Annotated in this window: 9 protein-coding genes; 7 read left to right on the top strand and 2 right to left on the bottom strand. The window is 72.6% G+C overall.

Translation table 11 applies throughout. The annotated features are described in order from the left end of the window. Nucleotides 1–200: 200 nt before the first annotated feature. Nucleotides 201–854, top strand: coding sequence for a sugar transferase (locus tag A37W_RS0117880; protein ID WP_047772166.1), 654 nt, complete (start codon nucleotides 201–203; stop codon nucleotides 852–854). On the opposite strand, the gene A37W_RS0117875 is transcribed toward A37W_RS0117880, so the two are convergent. Further along, entirely contained in the window at nucleotides 808–2,040 is a 1,233-nt protein-coding gene (locus tag A37W_RS0117875; protein ID WP_018304421.1) for a glycosyltransferase family 4 protein, read from the bottom strand. The two genes, A37W_RS0117880 and A37W_RS0117875, sit on opposite strands and share 47 nt — an antisense overlap. A gap of 182 nt (nucleotides 2,041–2,222) precedes the next feature. On the opposite strand from A37W_RS0117875, the gene A37W_RS0117870 reads away from it, so the two are divergent. Together A37W_RS0117870 and A37W_RS23595 are read left to right on the top strand one after the other, a co-directional pair. After that, the gene (locus A37W_RS0117870) at nucleotides 2,223–3,605 is read left to right on the top strand and encodes a hypothetical protein (protein ID WP_018304420.1); all 1,383 of its coding nucleotides are present in this window, start codon (nucleotides 2,223–2,225) and stop codon (nucleotides 3,603–3,605) included. Between the two features lie 291 nt (nucleotides 3,606–3,896). Then, nucleotides 3,897–6,716 carry a hypothetical protein gene (locus tag A37W_RS23595; RefSeq protein ID WP_018304419.1) on the top strand — a complete coding sequence of 940 codons (2,820 nt, stop codon included), beginning with the start codon at nucleotides 3,897–3,899 and terminating at the stop codon, nucleotides 6,714–6,716. Nucleotides 6,717–6,859: 143 nt separating this feature from the next. On the opposite strand, the gene epsE is transcribed toward A37W_RS23595, so the two are convergent. Continuing rightward, nucleotides 6,860–8,059 carry an exopolysaccharide biosynthesis GT4 family glycosyltransferase EpsE gene (gene epsE, locus A37W_RS0117860; protein ID WP_018304418.1) on the bottom strand — a complete coding sequence of 400 codons (1,200 nt, stop codon included), beginning with the start codon at nucleotides 8,057–8,059 and terminating at the stop codon, nucleotides 6,860–6,862. Nucleotides 8,060–8,175: 116 nt separating this feature from the next. Between epsE and A37W_RS0117855 the strand changes: the two genes are divergently transcribed. From A37W_RS0117855 to A37W_RS0117840, 4 genes are all read left to right on the top strand, one after another. Then, nucleotides 8,176–8,997 carry a glycosyltransferase gene (locus tag A37W_RS0117855; protein ID WP_018304417.1) on the top strand — a complete coding sequence of 274 codons (822 nt, stop codon included), beginning with the start codon at nucleotides 8,176–8,178 and terminating at the stop codon, nucleotides 8,995–8,997. Then, entirely contained in the window at nucleotides 8,994–10,355 is a 1,362-nt protein-coding gene (locus A37W_RS0117850; RefSeq protein WP_026198586.1) for an oligosaccharide flippase family protein, read from the top strand. Before A37W_RS0117855 ends, A37W_RS0117850 begins: the two co-directional genes overlap by 4 nt. A 109-nt stretch (nucleotides 10,356–10,464) precedes the next feature. After that, on the top strand, nucleotides 10,465–16,797 hold the full coding sequence (locus tag A37W_RS0117845; protein ID WP_018304415.1) for a type I polyketide synthase: 6,333 nt from the start codon (nucleotides 10,465–10,467) through the stop codon (nucleotides 16,795–16,797). 2 nt (nucleotides 16,798–16,799) lie between these two features. Further along, nucleotides 16,800–17,780 (top strand): glycosyltransferase, encoded by a 981-nt coding sequence (locus A37W_RS0117840; protein WP_018304414.1) that lies wholly within the window; start codon nucleotides 16,800–16,802, stop codon nucleotides 17,778–17,780.

The following is a 17,780-nucleotide window of genomic DNA, read 5'->3' as shown; positions in this document are numbered from 1 at the left end:
GATCGGACTGAAAGGTGGCGACGGAGCGTTCCTGCGGAACGGTCATCGGGGCCGGCGCACACTCGGACTTGAAGGCGTACGGAGCGACGTGCGGCGCGGAATTTCCGCCGTGCGGCCAGTCGATGACGTGCGTGTAACCGGGCGTGAACCCTTGGGGGGGTGGCGTTGTGACCTACCAATTCCGTGCCGGCGATGCCGGCATGCCGATACCCGACTCGCTGCCTGCCGCAGCGGCGGGCAAATCCGATGGACTGTACCGTGCAGGCGCCAAGCGCGTCCTGGACATCGTGCTCGTCCTCGTCGTCTCGCTTCCGGTGCTGACGCTGGTGGCTCTGCTCGCGCTGCTGATCGCCCGCGACGGGCACTCGCCGTTCTACCGGCAGGCCCGTCTCGGCCGGGACGGTCGCGTGTTCACCATGTGGAAGCTGCGCAGCATGGTGGCGGACGCCGACCGCGTGATGGAAACCCACCTCGCGGCCGATCCGGCCGCGCGGGCGGAGTGGGACCGTCATCAGAAGCTGCGGAACGATCCCAGGGTGACGGCTCTCGGCCGGACCATCCGCTCAACCTCTCTCGACGAGTTGCCGCAGCTGTGGAACGTGCTGAAGGGCGACATGTCCCTCGTCGGGCCGCGCCCGATGATGGTGAGCCAGCGCGCGATCTATCCGGGGACCGAATACTACCGGATGCGGCCCGGCGTCACCGGCTTCTGGCAGGTGTCCGAACGCAACGAGACCAGTTTCCACGAACGGGCCGAGTACGACCGCGCCTACTTTGCCGCGCTGTCGTTCGAGACCGACCTCCGGGTCATGCTGCGGACGGTCCGTGTCGTTCTTCAGGCGACGGGGCACTGACGGTCCGGGCGCGGGTGTCCATCGCTCCGGCGATGAGCTCCCGCACCTTCCGGCCCCAGGCATCCCAGTTCAGCCGCTCGTCGTATTCGGCGCGCGTACTGACGCGGAGGGCGTCGTAGGCCGCGGGATCGGCGAGGTAGTCCGCGATCCGGTCGGCGAAGTCCGTCGCCTCCGCGCCGATGTCGAGGGCGTGCCCGTTGCGCCCGTCGAGGACCGGGATGCCGCCGACGGACAGGCACAGCGACGGCAGGCCGAAGGCGGAAGCTTCGCAATAGGCGAAGCCGAACGATTCGAAGGACGGCATGACGAAGAAATGCGACGTGCGGTAGAGATCCTGGAACCGGGCGAGCTGGTCCGGGTCGGACTTGTCGAGGCTGGCGTGGATCGTCACCCCCGGCACGCCCCGCGCCTCGTCCGGGTCGCAGCCGACGATGTCGAGCGTGGCGTCGACGCCCCGCGCCTGAAGCTCGCGCAGCGTGGCGAGCGTGGTGGGGCCGCCCTTGGCGCGCCAGTCGCGGCCGACCATCAGCAGACGCACCGGCGCGTCCGGGGACAGGCGCGGCGGCTCGGACGCCGGCTCGGGATCGTCGATGTTCGCGCCCCAGGGCACCTTCACCGACCGCGACGGATCGACGTCGTAGCGGGCCGCGACCCGGCTGCGCAGCCAGTTGGACGGCCAGACCAGAAGGTCCACGCGCGAGAAGATGCGCCCCTCGGCCCGCTCGATCGCCGGGTCGAGCAGCCGCGACGGCCCGAAGAACGACCCGAAGCTGCGGCCGATGGCCGAGTTCTTGTAGATCGTGGGCGTCGCGTCCGAGGTGTAGACGGTCAGCACGTCGTCCGGCGGCCTGACCGCGGCCAGCGACTGGAAGGAATAGGCGCAGAACAGGACATCGTAGTCGCCGCGGCGCAAGGCGCGGTTCACCACCCTCGCGATCAGCGGCGACAGGACCAGATGCGCCCGCCAGCGCAGGCGGATCGTCAGCGCCTCGGGAAGGGCGAGGATCGCGCGGCGCAGGGGCTCGGCCAGACCCCAGTGGTTCGGCAGGATGGTGACGTCGCCGACGTGGTCCTGCAGCGCCCGGAACAGCCGGGCGTTGCCCCCCGAGTAGAGGTTGCCGTCGAGCGGAGAGAAGTCGCACAGGTACGCGACCTTCAGCCTGTGGCGCTCGCCTGCATTCGCCATTCGATCTCCGCTCGCCGTTCCGTGATCCCCGGGCGGTCTCGCGGCCGCATCGCCGCCTTGCGCCCCGTCCTGTGTCCAGACATCATTCTGCCGCAACGCATCGTTAGCACAGGATCGTCCGCGGAACGCGGCCAATTCTGGACCTTGTCGGGGCGCGCGTCCGGACGTCGCGGGATGGGCACATGCCGAACAGCCTAGCATATCTCGCGCTGATCGCGTGGCCCGCCGTGTCCGCGGTCTTTTTCGCCCGGATGACACCGGGGCGGGCGCTCATCACCAGCCTCGTGGTCGGCTACCTGCTGCTGCCTCCGCAACCGGCGGGGATCGACCTTCCGCTGCTTCCGCCGCTCACCAAGGAGACGATTCCCAGCCTCGCGGCGCTGGTGCTGGCGCTGATCCATGCGCCCCAGCGCACCTCCCTGGTGCCCGAGGGTCGGGTCGGCCGCGTCCTCGTCGCGGTCTTCGTGCTGTCGCCGGTGGTCACCGCGCTGACCAACAGCGAGCCGGTCGGGTGGGGGACGTTCCACCTGCCGGGCCTGGGCCTGCGGGACATGCTGGCGATGATCGTGCAGCAGTCGATCCTGATCATGCCGTTCCTCCTGGGCCGCGCGCTCCTCGCCGAGGCGGACAGCCAGCGCGACATCCTGATGGCCTTCTTCGTCGGCGGGCTCGTCTATTCCCTGCCGATGCTGGTCGAGATCCGGCTGAGCCCGCAGATCAACATCTGGGTCTACGGCTATTTCCAGCACGTCTTCGAGCAGATGATGCGAGGCGACGGGTTCCGGCCGCTCGTCTTCCTGTACCATGGCCTCTGGGCGGCGTTCTTCGCGATGACCTCGGTCGTCGCGGCGGTGGCGCTGGCCCGGGCCGAGACGTCGCGCCGGTCGGTCGCCCTGTGGGGCGCTGCCCTGTACCTCTTCGCGGTCCTGGTGCTGTGCAAGTCGCTGGCCTCCCTGCTCTACGCGGTGGCGCTGGTGCCGCTGGTCGCCGTGGCCGGCGCGAAGATCCAGATCCGGCTGGCCGCCCTGCTCGCCTGCCTCGCCATCGCGTATCCGGTCCTGAAGGGCACTCAGCTGGTGCCGGAAGACCGACTCCTCGCGGCCGCGCGCGCGGTGGACGACGACCGGGCCGCGTCGCTGGAGTTCCGCTTCGCGCAGGAGCGGATCCTGCTGGAGCGGGCCGAGATGAAACCGCTCTTCGGCTGGGGCAGCTGGGGCCGGAACCACGAACACGACAGCCGGACCGGGGCGATCCTGACGGTGACGGACGGGCGCTGGGTAATTCTCATCGGGATCCACGGCTGGATCGGCTTCCTGGCGGAGTTCGGGCTCCTGGCGCTGCCGATCCTGACGCTCGCGCGGCGCAGCTGGGGCGCCGATCCGGACCAGCTGCCGCCGTTCACGGCGCCTCTCGTCCTGCTCCTCGGGATCAACCTCGCCGACCTGATCCCGAACGCCACGATCACGCCGCTCACCTGGATGATGGCGGGCGCGGTCCTCGGCTTCGCCGAACGGTGGCAGCCTGCGCGGCGGTCCGTGCTGTCGCCGGTGCGGACCGTGCTGTGACCGCGCCGGCGCGCATCAACGTGATTGCCGGTTCGGCAAGAGTCGGAAGGGCCGAGGCGCGGCCCGCCGGCCTGTCGAGCGGTCCGGCTGCCTCACCGCGAGACATGCGGGGGCCTGCGGCGGGCCGGCCAGACCGCCCCGGGCGAATGGTACGGGTGCGGCGGATGGGCGCGGTGGGGCGGTCCCGGGCCGCTGGAGACTTCACATGGGACGCCGCTGCGCGGCAGGTGGCGCAGGTGTGGGGACGGATCGACCGGCCCGGCCTGGCCGGGACGGACGAGGGGGCGGCACATGCGGTTGCGTGATCTGGTATTCGGCGGGCTGGCGGCGCTGTCGCTGTCGCTGGCGGGGAGCGCGTCGGCGCAGGACCTGCGGCTGTTCTTCTTCGGCAACAGCCTCGTGCATCATCTGACCGACAGCGACGAGACGACGGTGCCGCACTGGCTCGCCTTCCTCGCGCGGGCCGAGGGCGAGCGGTTCGGGGCCGAGGGGCAGTGGGGCTTCCTGCACGACTTCGCCGACGTCCCGCCCGAGCCGCAATGGACCTTCGGCCGGGTGGAGCGGGTGTGGCGGTCGAACCGCCTGCCGTTCGGCGAGGTCGGCTGGGACGGGGTGGTCCTGACGCCGCCGAACTTCATCCAGTACCAGCCGGCGAACCGGCCCCTGGACGGCGACAACCCGGGCGGCGAGACGCCGCTGGAGCTGGGGGCCGCCGCGCTCGGCTGGGCCGCGGAGGAGGCGCCGGACGCGCCGCTCTTCGTCTACGAGGGCTGGGCGGACATGGGGCCGTGGGGCTTTCCGCCGGACGCGGAGGGTTGGGCGGAGTGGCTGGAGTTCAACGCGGGGCCGTTCCACGACTGGAACCGGCTGTATGCGACCGGCCTGACCGGCGCGGTCGGCCGCGAGGTGCGGGTGATCCCGACGGCGCGTGTGCTGGCCGGGCTGCTGCAGGGGCCGCTGGCCGAGTTGCCGCCCGAGGCGCTGTTCTCGGACGACGCGCCGCACGGCACGCCGACGCTGTATTTCCTGGCGTCGCTCGTCACCTGGGCGGCCGTCACCGACACCCCGCCGCCGGCCGCCGCCTCGCCGCCGCCGGGACTGAACGAGGTGGTCCGCGCGCGCTATCCCGAGATCGCGACGGAGGTCTGGCTGCGCCTGACCGCGCCCGAGCCGCCGCCGGAGGAGGCCCGCGCGCCGGAGCCCGAAGCGGAGGTCGTCGAGGCGGCCGCGGCGCCCGACGTGCCGGAGCCGCCCGCGACGGGGCTGGCGGATCCGGCCATCGGCTTCGGCCTCGCCGGGATCGCCGACTGGGCGACGCAGGTGCCGTTCGTGGACCTGATGAAGACGGCGCGGCCGTGGCTGGGCCACACGGATGAAGGTTGGGGCGCGGTGTCGTTCGAGGACCTGCAGGCCGGGGGCCACCTGTCGCCCGAGGGCTGGCCGGTCTCCATCCCGGGTGGGGTGACGGCGCTCGAGACCTTCGTGCTGACCGACCTTCCGGCGGGGGCGGTCTCGCTGATCGGGCGCTATCGCATGGACTGGACGGGCGAGGGGGTGATCGAGGTCGGCGGCCTCGCCTTCGACAAGGTGCCGGGGGACCATCAGGTCGCCTTTTCCTATGTGCCGGGCGAGGGGCCGGTCGTGGTGCGGATCACCGCGCTCGACCCCGAGGACCCGATCCGCGACATCCGGATCTACCGCGAGAACGAGGCCGAGCTGCTGGACCTCGGCGAGGTCTTCAACCCGCGCTGGATCGCCCGGATCGCCGACGCCCGGCAGGTCCGGTTCATGGACTGGATGAGGACCAACGGCTCGCCCCAGGCGACCTGGGACGACCGGCCGCGGGAGAGCGACTTCTCGTGGGCGTGGCGGGGCGTGCCGCTGCCGGTGATGCTGCGCCTTGCGAACGAGATCGGCGCCGATCCGTGGTTCACGCTGCCGCACATGGCGGACGACGCCTACGTCGCCGCCTTCGCCACCGCGGTGCGCGAGGGGCTGCGGCCGGACCTCGTGGCGACGGCCGAATGGTCGAACGAGGTCTGGAACTGGATCTTTCCGCAGGCCGCCTGGGCAAGGGACCGGGCGGTGGAGCGCTGGGGCGAGGACGCGGGCGACGACGCGTGGATGCAGTATGCCGGCCTGCGCGCGTCCGAGGTGGCGGACATCTGGGGCGAGGTCTTCGCGGGGCAGGAGGACCGGATCCAGCGGGTCGTCGCCGTGCATACCGGCTGGCCGGGGCTGGAGGAGGGCCTCCTGGGCGCGCCGCTCGCCGTGGCGGAGGGGCGCGCGCCCCCGGCCGGGAGTTTCGACGCCTATGCGGTGTCCGGCTATTTCGGGCTGGAGCTGGGCGGCGAGCGCGCGGACGAGACGCGAGCGGCGATGCGGCAGGGCAACGCGGCGGAATGGGCGGAGACGGCGCTGGCCGAAGGCTCGCTGGCGGTCCTGACCGACGAGCTGTGGCCCTATCACGCACAGGTCGCGCAGGCGCATGGCCTGGACCTCGTGATGTACGAGGGCGGAACGCACGTGGTCGGTCTCGAGACCGCGGTGGAGGACGAGGGGCTGACCGCGTTCTTCATCCGCTTCAACTACTCGGCCGCCATGGCGGAGCTCTACGAGACCGAGCTCGCCGCGTGGGACGCGATCGGCGACGGCCCGTTCCAGGCGTTCGTTGACGTCGCGGCCCCGTCGAAATGGGGCAGCTGGGGCGCGCTGCGCCACCTCGACGACGCCAATCCGCGCTGGGCGGCGCTGGCATTGCGCAACGGAGAGGGCTTCGGCGATCCGCGCGGCGGGGCGTTCCGGCAGGGCGCGTGGATCCGCGGCGACGGCGGGGACGAGCGGATCGAGGGGACTGAGCTGGGTGACCTGATCCTGGCGGGGCCGGGCGACGACGTGATCGTCGCGGGGCCGGGGGACCGGGTGCATGGCGGGCCGGGCGCCGACCGGGTGGAGCTGCCGGGAACGGCTGCGGAGGTGGTGCAGAGCTGGGATGGCGAGGCGCTGGTCCTGACGGCGCCCTGGGGCGTGGTCCGGGTCGCGTCGGTGGGCGTGGCGGCGTTCGCCGACGGGACCGAGCTGCCGCTGATGGAAGAGGGGGACGGGGCGTGAGCGGACGCGTCACCCGCGGACATCGCGACCCGACGTCTCGCGATGTCCGCACTGCACCGTTCGCGCCACGTCCCGGGCGGAGCGCGGGTGGCCGGCGGCGGACCTGCGTATTTGGGGACATGCGAAGGAGCGGGCGGGGCGCGTCAGCCGGCCCTGCGGGTCTCCTCGATCAGCCGTATCAGCGTCTCGGCGCCGCGGCCGGAGTGGAACGCCGTCTCGACGCGGGCGCGGCCGCCGGCGGAGAGGCGGGCGGCGAGCGCGGGGTCGTCCGCGACGCGGGCGATGGCGGTGGCCAGCGCGTCCGGCGACTTCGGCGGCACCAGAAGGCCGTCGCGGCCGTCCACGATCAGCTCTCCCACGCCGCCGGCGTCGGTGCCGATGGTGGGGACCGCGCAGCTCATCGCTTCCATCAGCGCGACGCCGAGCGGTTCGTGCCAGCTGGCGAGGACGAAGACGTCGGCCTCGAGCAGGTGCCGCACCACCGCCCCTTCGTCGATGGCGCCGAGGAGCGTGACGGCGTCGCCGAGACCGAGCTCAGCGATCCGCGCCTCCAGCGTGGCGCGGTAGCCCGTGCCGCCGGCATCGTCCTCGCCGGCGATGGCGAGCGTCGCGTCGCGGCCGCCGTCGCGGAGCAGGCGGACGGCCTGCATCAGGTCCTGATGCCCCTTCACCCGGTTCAGCCGCCCGCAGGAGAAGATCCGCAGGGGCCGGCTTTCGTCATGGGGGACGTAGGGGGCCGGGCGGCGGAGCCGGTCGGTGTCGACGCCCATCGGCTGCACCTCCAGCCGGGGGGGCAGGACGGGAATCGTCCGGCGGACCTCGTCCATCAGCCGGTCGGTGATGACCGTGGCGAAGGCGGCGCGGCGCCATTTCAGCGGCTGGCCGGTGCCGTAGTCGGACAGGGGTCCGTGCAGGGTCAGCGAGAAGGGCGGCCCGCCCATCTCGCGGGCGAGGGCGGCGATCAGTCCGGCACGGCCGCAGGAATGGACGTGGACATGGTCGAGCCGGCGTTCGCGCGCATGGCGCAGCAGCCGCTGCGCCGCGGGCAGCGACAGGGCGACGTCGCGCAGGAAGGGGCGTCCCTCGGCGCGGGTGGCTGCGACCAGCTCGCGCAGATCCTGGCGGGACAGGGCGGCGAGGGCGGCGACCGGGTCGGCGCGACCGAGGTAGGTCGTCTCGGCCATCGCCTCGTCCGACCAGTCGTGGGCGATGAGGCCGCGCGGCGGGGGGCGGGTGGACAGCAGGTCGACATGGACGCCGCGCCGGCGCAGCTCGCGGATCTCGCGCCAGAAGAAGATGTGGGTCTGCCCCGGAAACTGGGGCACGAGGTAGCCGAGGCGCATGGGCGGGTCCCGTTGGTGCCGCGGGACCGTAGGACCGATCCGCCCGCCGCGTCAAAGCGGGGGCCGGCGGCGGCCCATCGGGAATGGCACGCGTGCAACGCCGAGGGGGCGCCCCGATGATCGCGGTGATCGTGCCCGCATCGAACGAGGCGGACCGGATCGGGGCGTGCCTGTCGGCGCTCGCCCGGTCGGAACCGCTGTCCGATCCGGTCCATGTCGTGGTGGCGGCGAACGGCTGCGCCGACGACACGGTCGACAGGGCCGAGGCCGGGCGCGAAGCAGTGGAGGCGCGGGGCTGGCGGCTGACGGTGCTGGACCTGCCTCAGGGCGGCAAGCCCGGCGCCCTGAATGCGGCGGACGCGGCGACGGACGCAGGGATCCGGGTTTACCTCGATGCGGACGTCACGGTTTCGCCGTCGCTGCTTCCGCAGCTCGCGGCTCACCTCGCGGGGACGGGAGCGCGCTATGCCAGCGGGCGGGTACGGATCACCGGACAGGGGCCCGTGGCGCGCGCCTACGCCCGGACCTGGGGACGGGTGCCGTTCATGTCGGCCGGTGTGCCGGGCTGCGGCCTGTTTGCGGTGAACGCGGCCGGGCGGGCGCGCTGGGGCGCGTTCCCCGAGATCATCGCCGACGACGCCTTCGTCCGGCTGCACTTCGCGCCGCACGAGCGGACGCTGGTCGCGGCGCACTACGACTGGCCGATCGCCGAAGGGGCGGGGCGGCTGCTGCGCGTCCGGCGGCGGCAGGACGCGGGCGTGCGCGAGATCGCGGCGCGCTGGCCCGAGCTGATGGAGAACGAGGACAAGGGGCGGCTCGGCGCGCGCGGTGCGCTGCGGCTGTTCGGGCGCGATCCGCTGTCGTTCGGCGTCTATGCCGGGATCGGCCTGCTGGCGCGGACCCTGCCGGCACCGGCGACGTGGAGTCGCGGGCGATGAGCGCGGGCTTCGTCCGGTACTTCGGCGGCACCGGCCTGATGCAGAGGGTGGCGCGGTCGTCCGCCTTCACCGCCGGCGGATTCGTCACGAGCCAGGCGATCCGGCTGGCGTCGAACCTGATCCTGACGCGCCTGCTGTTCCCCGAGGCGTTCGGCCTGATGGCCATCGTCAGCGTCTTCATCATGGGCCTCGCGATGTTCTCGGACGTCGGCGTCGGCCCCTCGATCATGTCGAGCAAGCGCGGCGACGACCGCGACTTCCTCGACACCGCGTGGACGATCCAGATCGTGCGGGGCTGGGCGCTGTTCGTCGTGGCGTGCCTGCTGACCTGGCCGGTGGCGTGGTTCTACGACGAGCCGCGGCTGCGGTGGTTCCTGCCGCTGGCGGCGGTGGCGCTGGTGATCGACTCCTACAAGCCGACGAAGGTCGAGACGCAGAACCGGCACCTGCGGGCCGGGCGGCTGACGCTGATCGAGATGGGGTGCCAGATCGTCGGCGTGCTGACGGCCATCGCCCTCGCCTACGCGCTGCGCTCGGTCTGGGCGCTGGTCCTGTCGAACCTCGTCGCGTCGGTCGCGATGCTGGTGATGGTGACGGTGTTCCTGCCGGGCCCGGGCAACCGCCTGCGGTGGGAAAGGGCGGCGGCGGGAGAGCTGATCCATTTCGGCAAGTGGATCTTCCTGTCGACGGTCTGCGGGTTCCTGATCGGCCAGTCCGACAAGGTCATCATCGGCAAGTACCTCGATCTGGGCTCGTTCGGCCTGTACAACATCGGCTTCTTCCTCGCCTCGGTGCCGCTGCTCCTGGGCGGGGCGCTGATGCGGCGCCTGCTGATCCCGGTGTATCGCGAGAGTCCGCCGGGGGAGAGCCGCGAGAACTTCCTGCGGGTGCGCAGGATGCGCGCCGCGGTGGGCGGCGTGCTGGCGGCCGGGGTCATCGTGCTGGCGTTCGGCGGGGTCTGGTTCGTCGACCTGATGTACGACTCGCGCTACCTCGCGGCGGGTGGGGTCGTGGTTCTGTTCGCCGCCGTCCAGATGCCGGCGCTGGTGATCCTGACCTGCGACCAGGCGGCGCTGGCGGCGGGCGATTCGCGGCGGTTCTTCGTGCTGACGCTCGTCCGGGCGGCGCTGGTGGTGGCGGGGCTCGTGATCGGTCTGGAGATGATGGGGCTGATGGGGGCGATCCTGGGGCTGGGGGCCGCGAACTTGCTGGCCTACCCCGTGCTGGCCTGGCTGAACCGCCCGCACGGGGCGTGGGATCCCGGTCTCGATCTGGGGTTCCTCGCGCTGGGACTGCTTTCCGGCGGCCTCGCCATCGCCTACAACGTCGACGCGGTCGTCGCGCTCGCCGGTCTGTGAGAGGCGACGCGCCGGATTGCGTTCCGATTCGGGCCACGTGCCAAACTTGTGCCGCATTGTTCCACCAAGCCCTGAGACGGGGGCGCCCTTCGAGGCGAGGCGATCTGCAATGAACGGGACCGAGCCGACGGCGCGGGATCTGACGACGGATATCGCCATCGTGGGGATGGCGGCGCACCTGCCGGGCGCGGACGGGGTGGATGCCTATTGGCGCCTGCTGGCGGACGGCGTCTGCGCGATCCGCCGCCTTTCGGAGGACGACCTCGCGGCCGCGGGCGAGCCGCCGCAGGTCTCGGGGCGGGACGACTACGTGCCCTATGCCGCCCCCCTCGACGGGTTCGAGCGATTCGACGCGGAGTTCTTCGGCCTGTCGCCGAAGGACGCCGCGATCATGGACCCGCAGCACCGGCAGTTCCTGGAAGTCTGCTGGGAGGCGATGGAGCATGCGGGCCATCCGCCCGAGAGCGTGGACGGTCGCGTTGGCGTCTACGGCGGCTGCGGCATGGGCAGCTACTTCTACTTCAACGTCTGCTCGAACCCCGGCCTCGTGGACGAGACGGGGATGTTCCTGCTGCGGCATACCGGGAACGACAAGGACTTCCTGACCACCCGCGTCTCCCACGTCTTCGACCTGCACGGGCCGAGCGTGAACGTGCAGACCGCCTGCTCCACCTCGCTGGTGGCGGTGCATTATGCCGTACAGGCGCTGCTGTCGGGCGAGTGCGACATGGCGCTGGCGGGCGGGGTGACGATCGAGCTGCCGCAGGGGCGGGGCTACCTCTACAAGGAGGGCGAGATCCTGTCACCCGACGGCCAGTGCCACGCCTTCGATCACCGGGCGCAGGGCACCGTCTTCGGCTCGGGCGCCGGGGCGGTCGTGCTGAAGCGGCTGGACGACGCGGTGCGGGACGGGGACACCATCTGGGCCGTCGTGCGCGGCTCGGCGATCAACAATGACGGCGCGGCGAAGGCCGGCTACCTGGCACCGTCGGTCGACGGGCAGGCGGCGGCGGTGGCCGAGGCGCACGCGGTGGCGGGCGTGACGGCGGACAGCATCGACTATGTCGAGTGCCACGGCACCGGCACCTACCTCGGCGACCCGATCGAGGTGGCCGCGCTGACCGAGGCGTTCCGGCAGACGTCGGACGCGGTGGACCATTGCCGCATCGGCTCGGTCAAGACGAACATCGGGCACCTGGACACAGCGGCGGGCGTGGCCTCGCTCATCAAGGCGTCGCTGGCGCTGCATCACCGGCAGATGCCGCCGTCGCTGGGCTACGAGGCGCCGAACCCGGCGATCGGGTTCGAGGGCTCGCCGTTCCGGGTGAACGACACGCTGACGGAATGGGAGCGGCGGGGGCATCCGCGGCGGGCGGGGGTGAATTCGCTCGGCGTCGGCGGGACCAACGCGCACGTCGTGCTCGAAGAGGCGCCGGAGGTGCCGGCGGGGGACGAGAGCGACTGGCCGTTCCAGCTGCTGACGGTCTCGGCCCGGTCGAAAGCGGCGCTGGACGCGGCCAGCGAGCGGCTGGCGGCGCATCTGGAGGCCACGCCGGAGCAGGCGCTGGCGGACGTCGCCTTCACGCTGAAGGAGGGGCGGCGCGCGTTCGAGCGGCGGCGGGTCCTGGTGGCGGAGAGCCATGCGCAGGCGGCGGGGCGGCTCCGTGAGGGCGATCCGCGGCGGGTGTTCACGCACACGGTGGTGGGCGACGACCCGCAGCCGGTCTTCATGTTCCCCGGCGGCGGCGCGCAGTACGCCGGCATGGGCCGCGACCTCTACGAGACCGAGCCGGTCTATCGCGAGTGGGCGGACCGCGGCCTCGACCATCTGGCGACGCTGGTGGAGTGGGACCCGCGGGAGGTGCTGTTCGGCGCCGACGATCCGCGGCTCCTGAAACCGTCGGTGCAACTGCCGCTGATCCTGGTCACCGAGGTCGCGCTGGCGCGGCTGTGGATGGCGTGGGGCGTGACGCCGGCCGCGCTGATCGGGCACTCGATGGGCGAGAACGCCGCCGCGGTGGTGGCGGGGGTGATGACCTTCGAGGTCGGGATCGGCCTCGTCACGCTGCGCGGGCAGCTCTTCGACACCGTGCCGGCGGGCGGGATGCTGTCGGTCGCGCTGCCCGAGGCGGAGCTGCGGGCGCGGCTGGGGGACGACCTCGACCTCGCCTCGGTGAACGCGCCGTCCCTGACGGTGGCGACGGGGCCGCAGGATGCGCTGGACGCGCTGGAGGCTCGGCTGAAGGCCGAAGACGTTGACTGCCGCCGCATCGCCATCGACATCGCGGCGCACAGCCGGATGCTGGAGCCGATCCTCGCCCCCTTCGGCGACTACCTGCGCGGGCTGGACCTGAAGGCGCCGCAGATCCCCATCGTGTCGAACCTGACGGGCGACTGGCTGACCGAGGCGCAGGCGACGGACGCCGACTACTGGGTGCGGCACCTGCGCGGCACGGTGCTGTTCGAGGCCGGGCTCACAACGCTGTCGGCGGAGGCGGAGCGCATCTACATCGAGTGCGGGCCGGGCAAGGCGCTGGGCTCGCTCGCGGGCCAGCATGGCCGCGTGACGGCGAACCAGGTCATCGGCTCGCTACGCCATCCCGAGGACGCGGTCGCGGACGACGCCTATTTCGTCGCGCAGCTGGGCCGCGTCTGGGCCACCGGCGGGCGGTTCGACTGGGACCAGCTGTGGGGCGGGGCGCGGCGGCTGCGGGTGCCGCTGCCGACCTATCCGTTCCAGCGGGCGTCCTACTTCATCGAGCCGGGCAAGGCGGTGACCGCGGCCGCGAAGGACTGGCCGATGCGGGTCGAGGACCGCGACCGCTGGGGCTGGGTCCCGGCGTGGAAGCCGGAATACGCGGATTGTGCCGTGGACCTCGGCGGCGACCTCCTGGACGCGCCGGCGGGCCGGTGGCTGGTCTTCACCGACGCGGTGGGCGTCGGCGCGGAGGCCGTGGCGCGGCTGCGCAAGGCCGGGCGGCGCGTGGTCGAGGTCCGGCCGGGCGACACCTTCGCGAAGGTCGGCGAGGATGCCTACACGCTGGCGCCGGAGCGGGGGCTGGAAGGCTACGAGGCGCTGATCCGCGACCTCGCGGCGCGCGACCTCATGCCCGACCGCTGCGCGCACCTGTGGCTGGTGACGGCGGACGAGACGGCGCGCCCCGGCTCCAGCTTCTTCCACCGGGTGCAGGAGCATGGCTTCTGGTCGCTGTTCTTCCTCGCGCAGGCCTGGGCGGGCGAGGGCGGCGGGGCGCTGGACCTGACAATCGTCACGTCCGAGGCGGCGAAGGTCCGGGACGAGGCGCTGCGCTATCCCGAGAAGGCGACCGTGATGGGCCCATCGCGGGTGATCCCGCGGGAATTCCCGGGCGTGACGTGCCGGGTGCTGGACCTCTCGGTCGAGGGCGCGCGTGCCGACGCGGTGCTGGCCGAGATGCTGTCCGAGCCGGCAAACGGCGTCGCGGCTTTCCGCGGCGGCGTCCGGTACGCGCAGGTCTGGCGGCGGGCGGATCTGCCGGCGGCGGAGGCGGCGGAGGTGCCGCAAGGCGCGGTGGTGCTGCTGACCGGCGGCTTCGGCGGGATCGGGTTGACAGTGGCCGAGGCGCTTGTGCGCGAGCGGGGCGCGAGGATCGCTCTGGTGGGCCGGCAGGCGCTGCCGCCGCGCGAGGCGTGGGACGACCTGATCCGCCGCGCCGGTGAGGCCGACCGGATGCGCCAGAGGGTCGAGGCGGTGCGCCGGCTGGAGGCCGCCGGCGGCGAGGTGCTGGCGCTGGCCGCGGACGTGTCCAACGTCGAGGAGATGCGCGAGGCGGTGGAGGCCGTGCGCCAGAGGTGGGGCCGGATCGACGGCGTGGTGCACGGCGCGGGCGTGGTGGACGACGCGCCGATCCTCGGCAAGTCGCCGATGGCGATCGAGGACGTGTTCACGCCCAAGGTTCACGGCACGCAGGTCCTGACCGAGCTGTTCCCGGACGGGGCTCTCTCCTTCATGGTGCTGTTCTCGTCGTCTTCCACAGCGACAGCCCCCGCGGGGCAGGTCGACTACGTGGCTGCAAACGAGTACCTGAATGCGGTCGCGAGGGCGCGGGCCGGTGGCCGGACCAAGGTCCTCGCCATCGACTGGGGCGTCTGGGCGGACGTCGGCATGGCGGCCGAGGCGATGGCGGCGCGGACGGGCCGCAAGCCGGCGCCGCCGCAGCCGGTGGACGCGCCGCTGATCGACGCGATGAGCTTCGACGAGGGCGGCAACCGGGTCTTCAGCGCGCGCTGGCGCACCGCCGCGCGCTGGGTACTGGACGAGCACCGGACGAAGGCGGGCGACGCGCTGCTGCCGGGCACCGGTTACCTGGAGCTGGCGGCCGAGGCGCTGGCGCTGCAGGGCGAGGGCGCGGCGTTCGAGATCCGGGATCTGACGTTCCTGCGGCCGCTGCGGGTGGACGATGCCGGCGAGACCGCGGTGCGGATCACGCTGCCGCGGTCGGAGGCGGGCTACCGGCTGAAGGTGGAGAGCGCGGCCGACGGGGCTGGCTGGATCGAGAACGCCGAAGGCGCACTGCGCCTTCTGCCGATGCTGCGGCCGGAGATCGTGGACCTCGCCGCCGTCGCGAAGCGCTGCGGGCGGCTGACCAGCGCGGACGGGGACGGCACGCTCGCCTCGCCGCAGGAAGCCCACCTGAAGTTCGGCCGCCGCTGGCGGGTGCTGAAAGCGACTCGCTTCGGCGAGGGCGAGGGGCTGGCGCAGCTGGCGCTGCCGCCGGCGGACGAGGGGTATCACCTGCATCCGGGTCTCATGGACCTCGCCACCGGCTGGGCGATGGAGCTGATCGAGGGCTACCAGCCCACGCACCTCTGGGTGCCCGTCGCCTACGGCGCGGTCCGCGTCCACGGCCCGCTGCCGGCCGAGGTGGTCAGCTGGGTCCGCAGCGCCGCCGACAACCGCGCCGACGGCGGGACGGCGCGGTTCGACGTGACGCTGTGCGCGCCGGACGGGACGGTCTGCGTCGAGGTGCGCGGCTTCACGATCCACAAGCTGACCGGCGACATCCGCTTCGCCGCGCCGCCGCCGAAGGCGACCATCGCGGGGCCGCGGCCGCTGTCGCCGGCGGAGGAGCGGCTGAAGCATTCCATCAGCCAGGGCATCCCACCGGCGGACGGCGCGCGCGCGTTCTTCCGCGCGCTGGCGGCGGGGCGGCCGCAGGTCCTGATCTCCTCGCTCGACCTGAACGCGCTGATCGCGCAGGCCGACGTCGGGGATCAGCGCGAGGAGAGCGCGGGCCAGACCTTCGCGCGGCCGCAGCTGGACAGCGACTACGCCGAGCCCGAGGGCGAGATCGAGCGGCGGCTGGCGGCGATGTGGTCCGAGCTGCTGGGCGTTGAGAAGGTGGGCGCCGAGGACAGCTTCTTCGACCTCGGCGGGCACTCCCTGATCGCCGTTCGCCTGTTCGCCAACATCAAGAAGGTCTGGGGCACCGACTTCCCGATCTCGGCGCTGTTCGAGGCGCCGACGATCCGCAAGTGCGCGGCGCTGATCGCCGATGCCGGAGGCGCCTCCGACGATGCGGCGAACACGCCCGCCGAACCGAAGCGCCGCTTCACCCACCTCGTGCCGATGCACCAGGGCGAGGGCGGGCCGAAAACGCCGTTCTTCCTCGTCGCCGGCATGTTCGGCAACGTGCTGAACCTGCGGCACCTCGCCCACCTCCTCGGCACCGAGCGGCCGTTCTACGGCCTGCAGGCCCGCGGCCTCTACGGCGACGCCGCCCCGCACGAGACGCTGCGCGAGGCGGCGCGGGACATGATCGCCGAGATCCGGCAGGTCGCGCCGCGCGGGCCCTACATGCTGGGCGGCTTCTCCGGCGGCGGGATCACCGCCTACGAGATCGCGCAGCAGCTGACCGCCGAGGGCGAGAGCGTGGACGCGCTGGTCATGCTGGACACGCCGCTGCCGCGGCGGCGGCCGCTGACGCGGCGCGACCGGGCGGCGATCCAGTGGCAGGAGATGCGCCGCGAGGGACCGCTCTACCCGGTGAAATGGGCCGGCCGGCGGGTCGCGTGGGAGCGGGCCAAGCGGCGGCCGATCGACGTGACGGCGACCGAGGCGCAATTCCACGACACCGCGATCGAGGCGGCGTTCTACCGCGCCATCGCGGTCTACGACCTCAAGCCCTGGGACGGGCCGCTGACGCTGTTCCGTCCGCCGCTCAAGGGCAGGTGGGAGGTGGCGCCGGGCCGCTGGGTCAGCAGCGAGCGGGCCTACGTCCTGCCGGACAACGACTGGTCGGGCTGGGCGCCGCAGCTCGAGGTGTTCGAGGTGCCGGGCGACCACGATTCGATGGTGCTGGAGCCGAACGTCCGCGTCCTCGCCGCGCGGATGCGGCGGATCATCGACGCGGCCGAGCGGCGGCGCGACGAGGACTGGCCACGGCTGAAGGCGGCGGAGTGACCATGGGCCACCGCCTGCTGACCGTCATCCTCAACTGGCGCACGCCCGACATGACGCTGAAGGCTGTGGCGGCCGCGCGCGCGGCGATGACCGGGATCGCCGGCGAGATCGTGATCGTCGACAACGATTCGGGCGACGGGTCCGAGGCGAGGCTGCGCGAGGCGATGGCCAGGCAGACGGGCGTGCGCGTCGTCCAGTCGGGCCGCAACGGCGGGTTCGGCGCGGGCAACAACGCCGGCATTGCGGCGGCGCTGGCGGGCGGGGACTTCGACCTCGTCTACGTGCTCAATTCTGACGCCTTCCCGGCGCCGGACGCGATCCGGGCTCTGATCGACCATCTCGACGCCCACCCCGAGGCGGGCTTCGCCGGCAGCGCCATCATCGACCCGGGCGGGCACACCCACGTCACCGCCTTCCGCTTCCCCTCGATCGCGAGCGAGTTCGAGGGCGCCGTGCGGCTGGGACCGGTGTCCCGCCTCCTGCGCGGACGGCAGGTTCACCTGCCGGTGCCGGACACCGCCCGTCGGGTGGACTGGCTGGCGGGCGCCAGCCTGATGATGCGGCGCGCGGTGCTGGACGAGATCGGCCTCTTCGACGAGGCGTTCTTCCTCTATTTCGAGGAGACGGACCTGTGCCTGCGCGCCGCCCGCGCCGGGTGGCAGACCCATTACGTGCCCGCGAGCCGCGTCGAGCATATCGGCTCGGTCTCCACCGGCATGAAGGCATGGCGGCGGGTGCCGGAGTACTGGTTCGACAGCCGCCGGCATTATTTCCGCAAGAATCACGGCGCGGCCTACGAAGCCGCAGCCACCGCCGCGCACGTCGCGGGCGGGGCGCTGCACCGGCTGCGGTGCCTCCTGACCGGGCGCCGGCCGGCCGACCCTCCACACTTTCTTCGCACCCTGATGCTACATGCCTGGGCCGGCCGCCGCCGCGCCGCCCCCGCCGCCATCCCGCGCATCGCCCGCCTGACCGGAGCCTGA

The sequence above is a fragment of the Wenxinia marina DSM 24838 genome (genome assembly GCF_000379485.1).
Classification (GTDB): domain Bacteria; phylum Pseudomonadota; class Alphaproteobacteria; order Rhodobacterales; family Rhodobacteraceae; genus Wenxinia; species Wenxinia marina.
This window is presented reverse-complemented; position numbering and strand designations above follow the sequence as displayed.

Bases quoted from the DNA above. Each gene is read 5' to 3' on its own strand.
- A37W_RS0117845 (WP_018304415.1), top strand. From the start codon at position 10,465: ATGAACGGGACCGAGCCGACGGCGCGGGATCTGACGACGGATATCGCC.
- A37W_RS23595 (WP_018304419.1), top strand. From the start codon at position 3,897: ATGCGGTTGCGTGATCTGGTATTCGGCGGGCTGGCGGCGCTGTCGCTG.
- A37W_RS0117875 (WP_018304421.1), bottom strand. From the start codon at position 2,040: ATGGCGAATGCAGGCGAGCGCCACAGGCTGAAGGTCGCGTACCTGTGC.
- A37W_RS0117855 (WP_018304417.1), top strand. From the start codon at position 8,176: ATGATCGCGGTGATCGTGCCCGCATCGAACGAGGCGGACCGGATCGGG.
- A37W_RS0117850 (WP_026198586.1), top strand. From the start codon at position 8,994: ATGAGCGCGGGCTTCGTCCGGTACTTCGGCGGCACCGGCCTGATGCAG.
- A37W_RS0117870 (WP_018304420.1), top strand. From the start codon at position 2,223: ATGCCGAACAGCCTAGCATATCTCGCGCTGATCGCGTGGCCCGCCGTG.
- epsE (WP_018304418.1), bottom strand. From the start codon at position 8,059: ATGCGCCTCGGCTACCTCGTGCCCCAGTTTCCGGGGCAGACCCACATC.
- A37W_RS0117840 (WP_018304414.1), top strand. From the start codon at position 16,800: ATGGGCCACCGCCTGCTGACCGTCATCCTCAACTGGCGCACGCCCGAC.
- A37W_RS0117880 (WP_047772166.1), top strand. From the start codon at position 201: ATGCCGATACCCGACTCGCTGCCTGCCGCAGCGGCGGGCAAATCCGAT.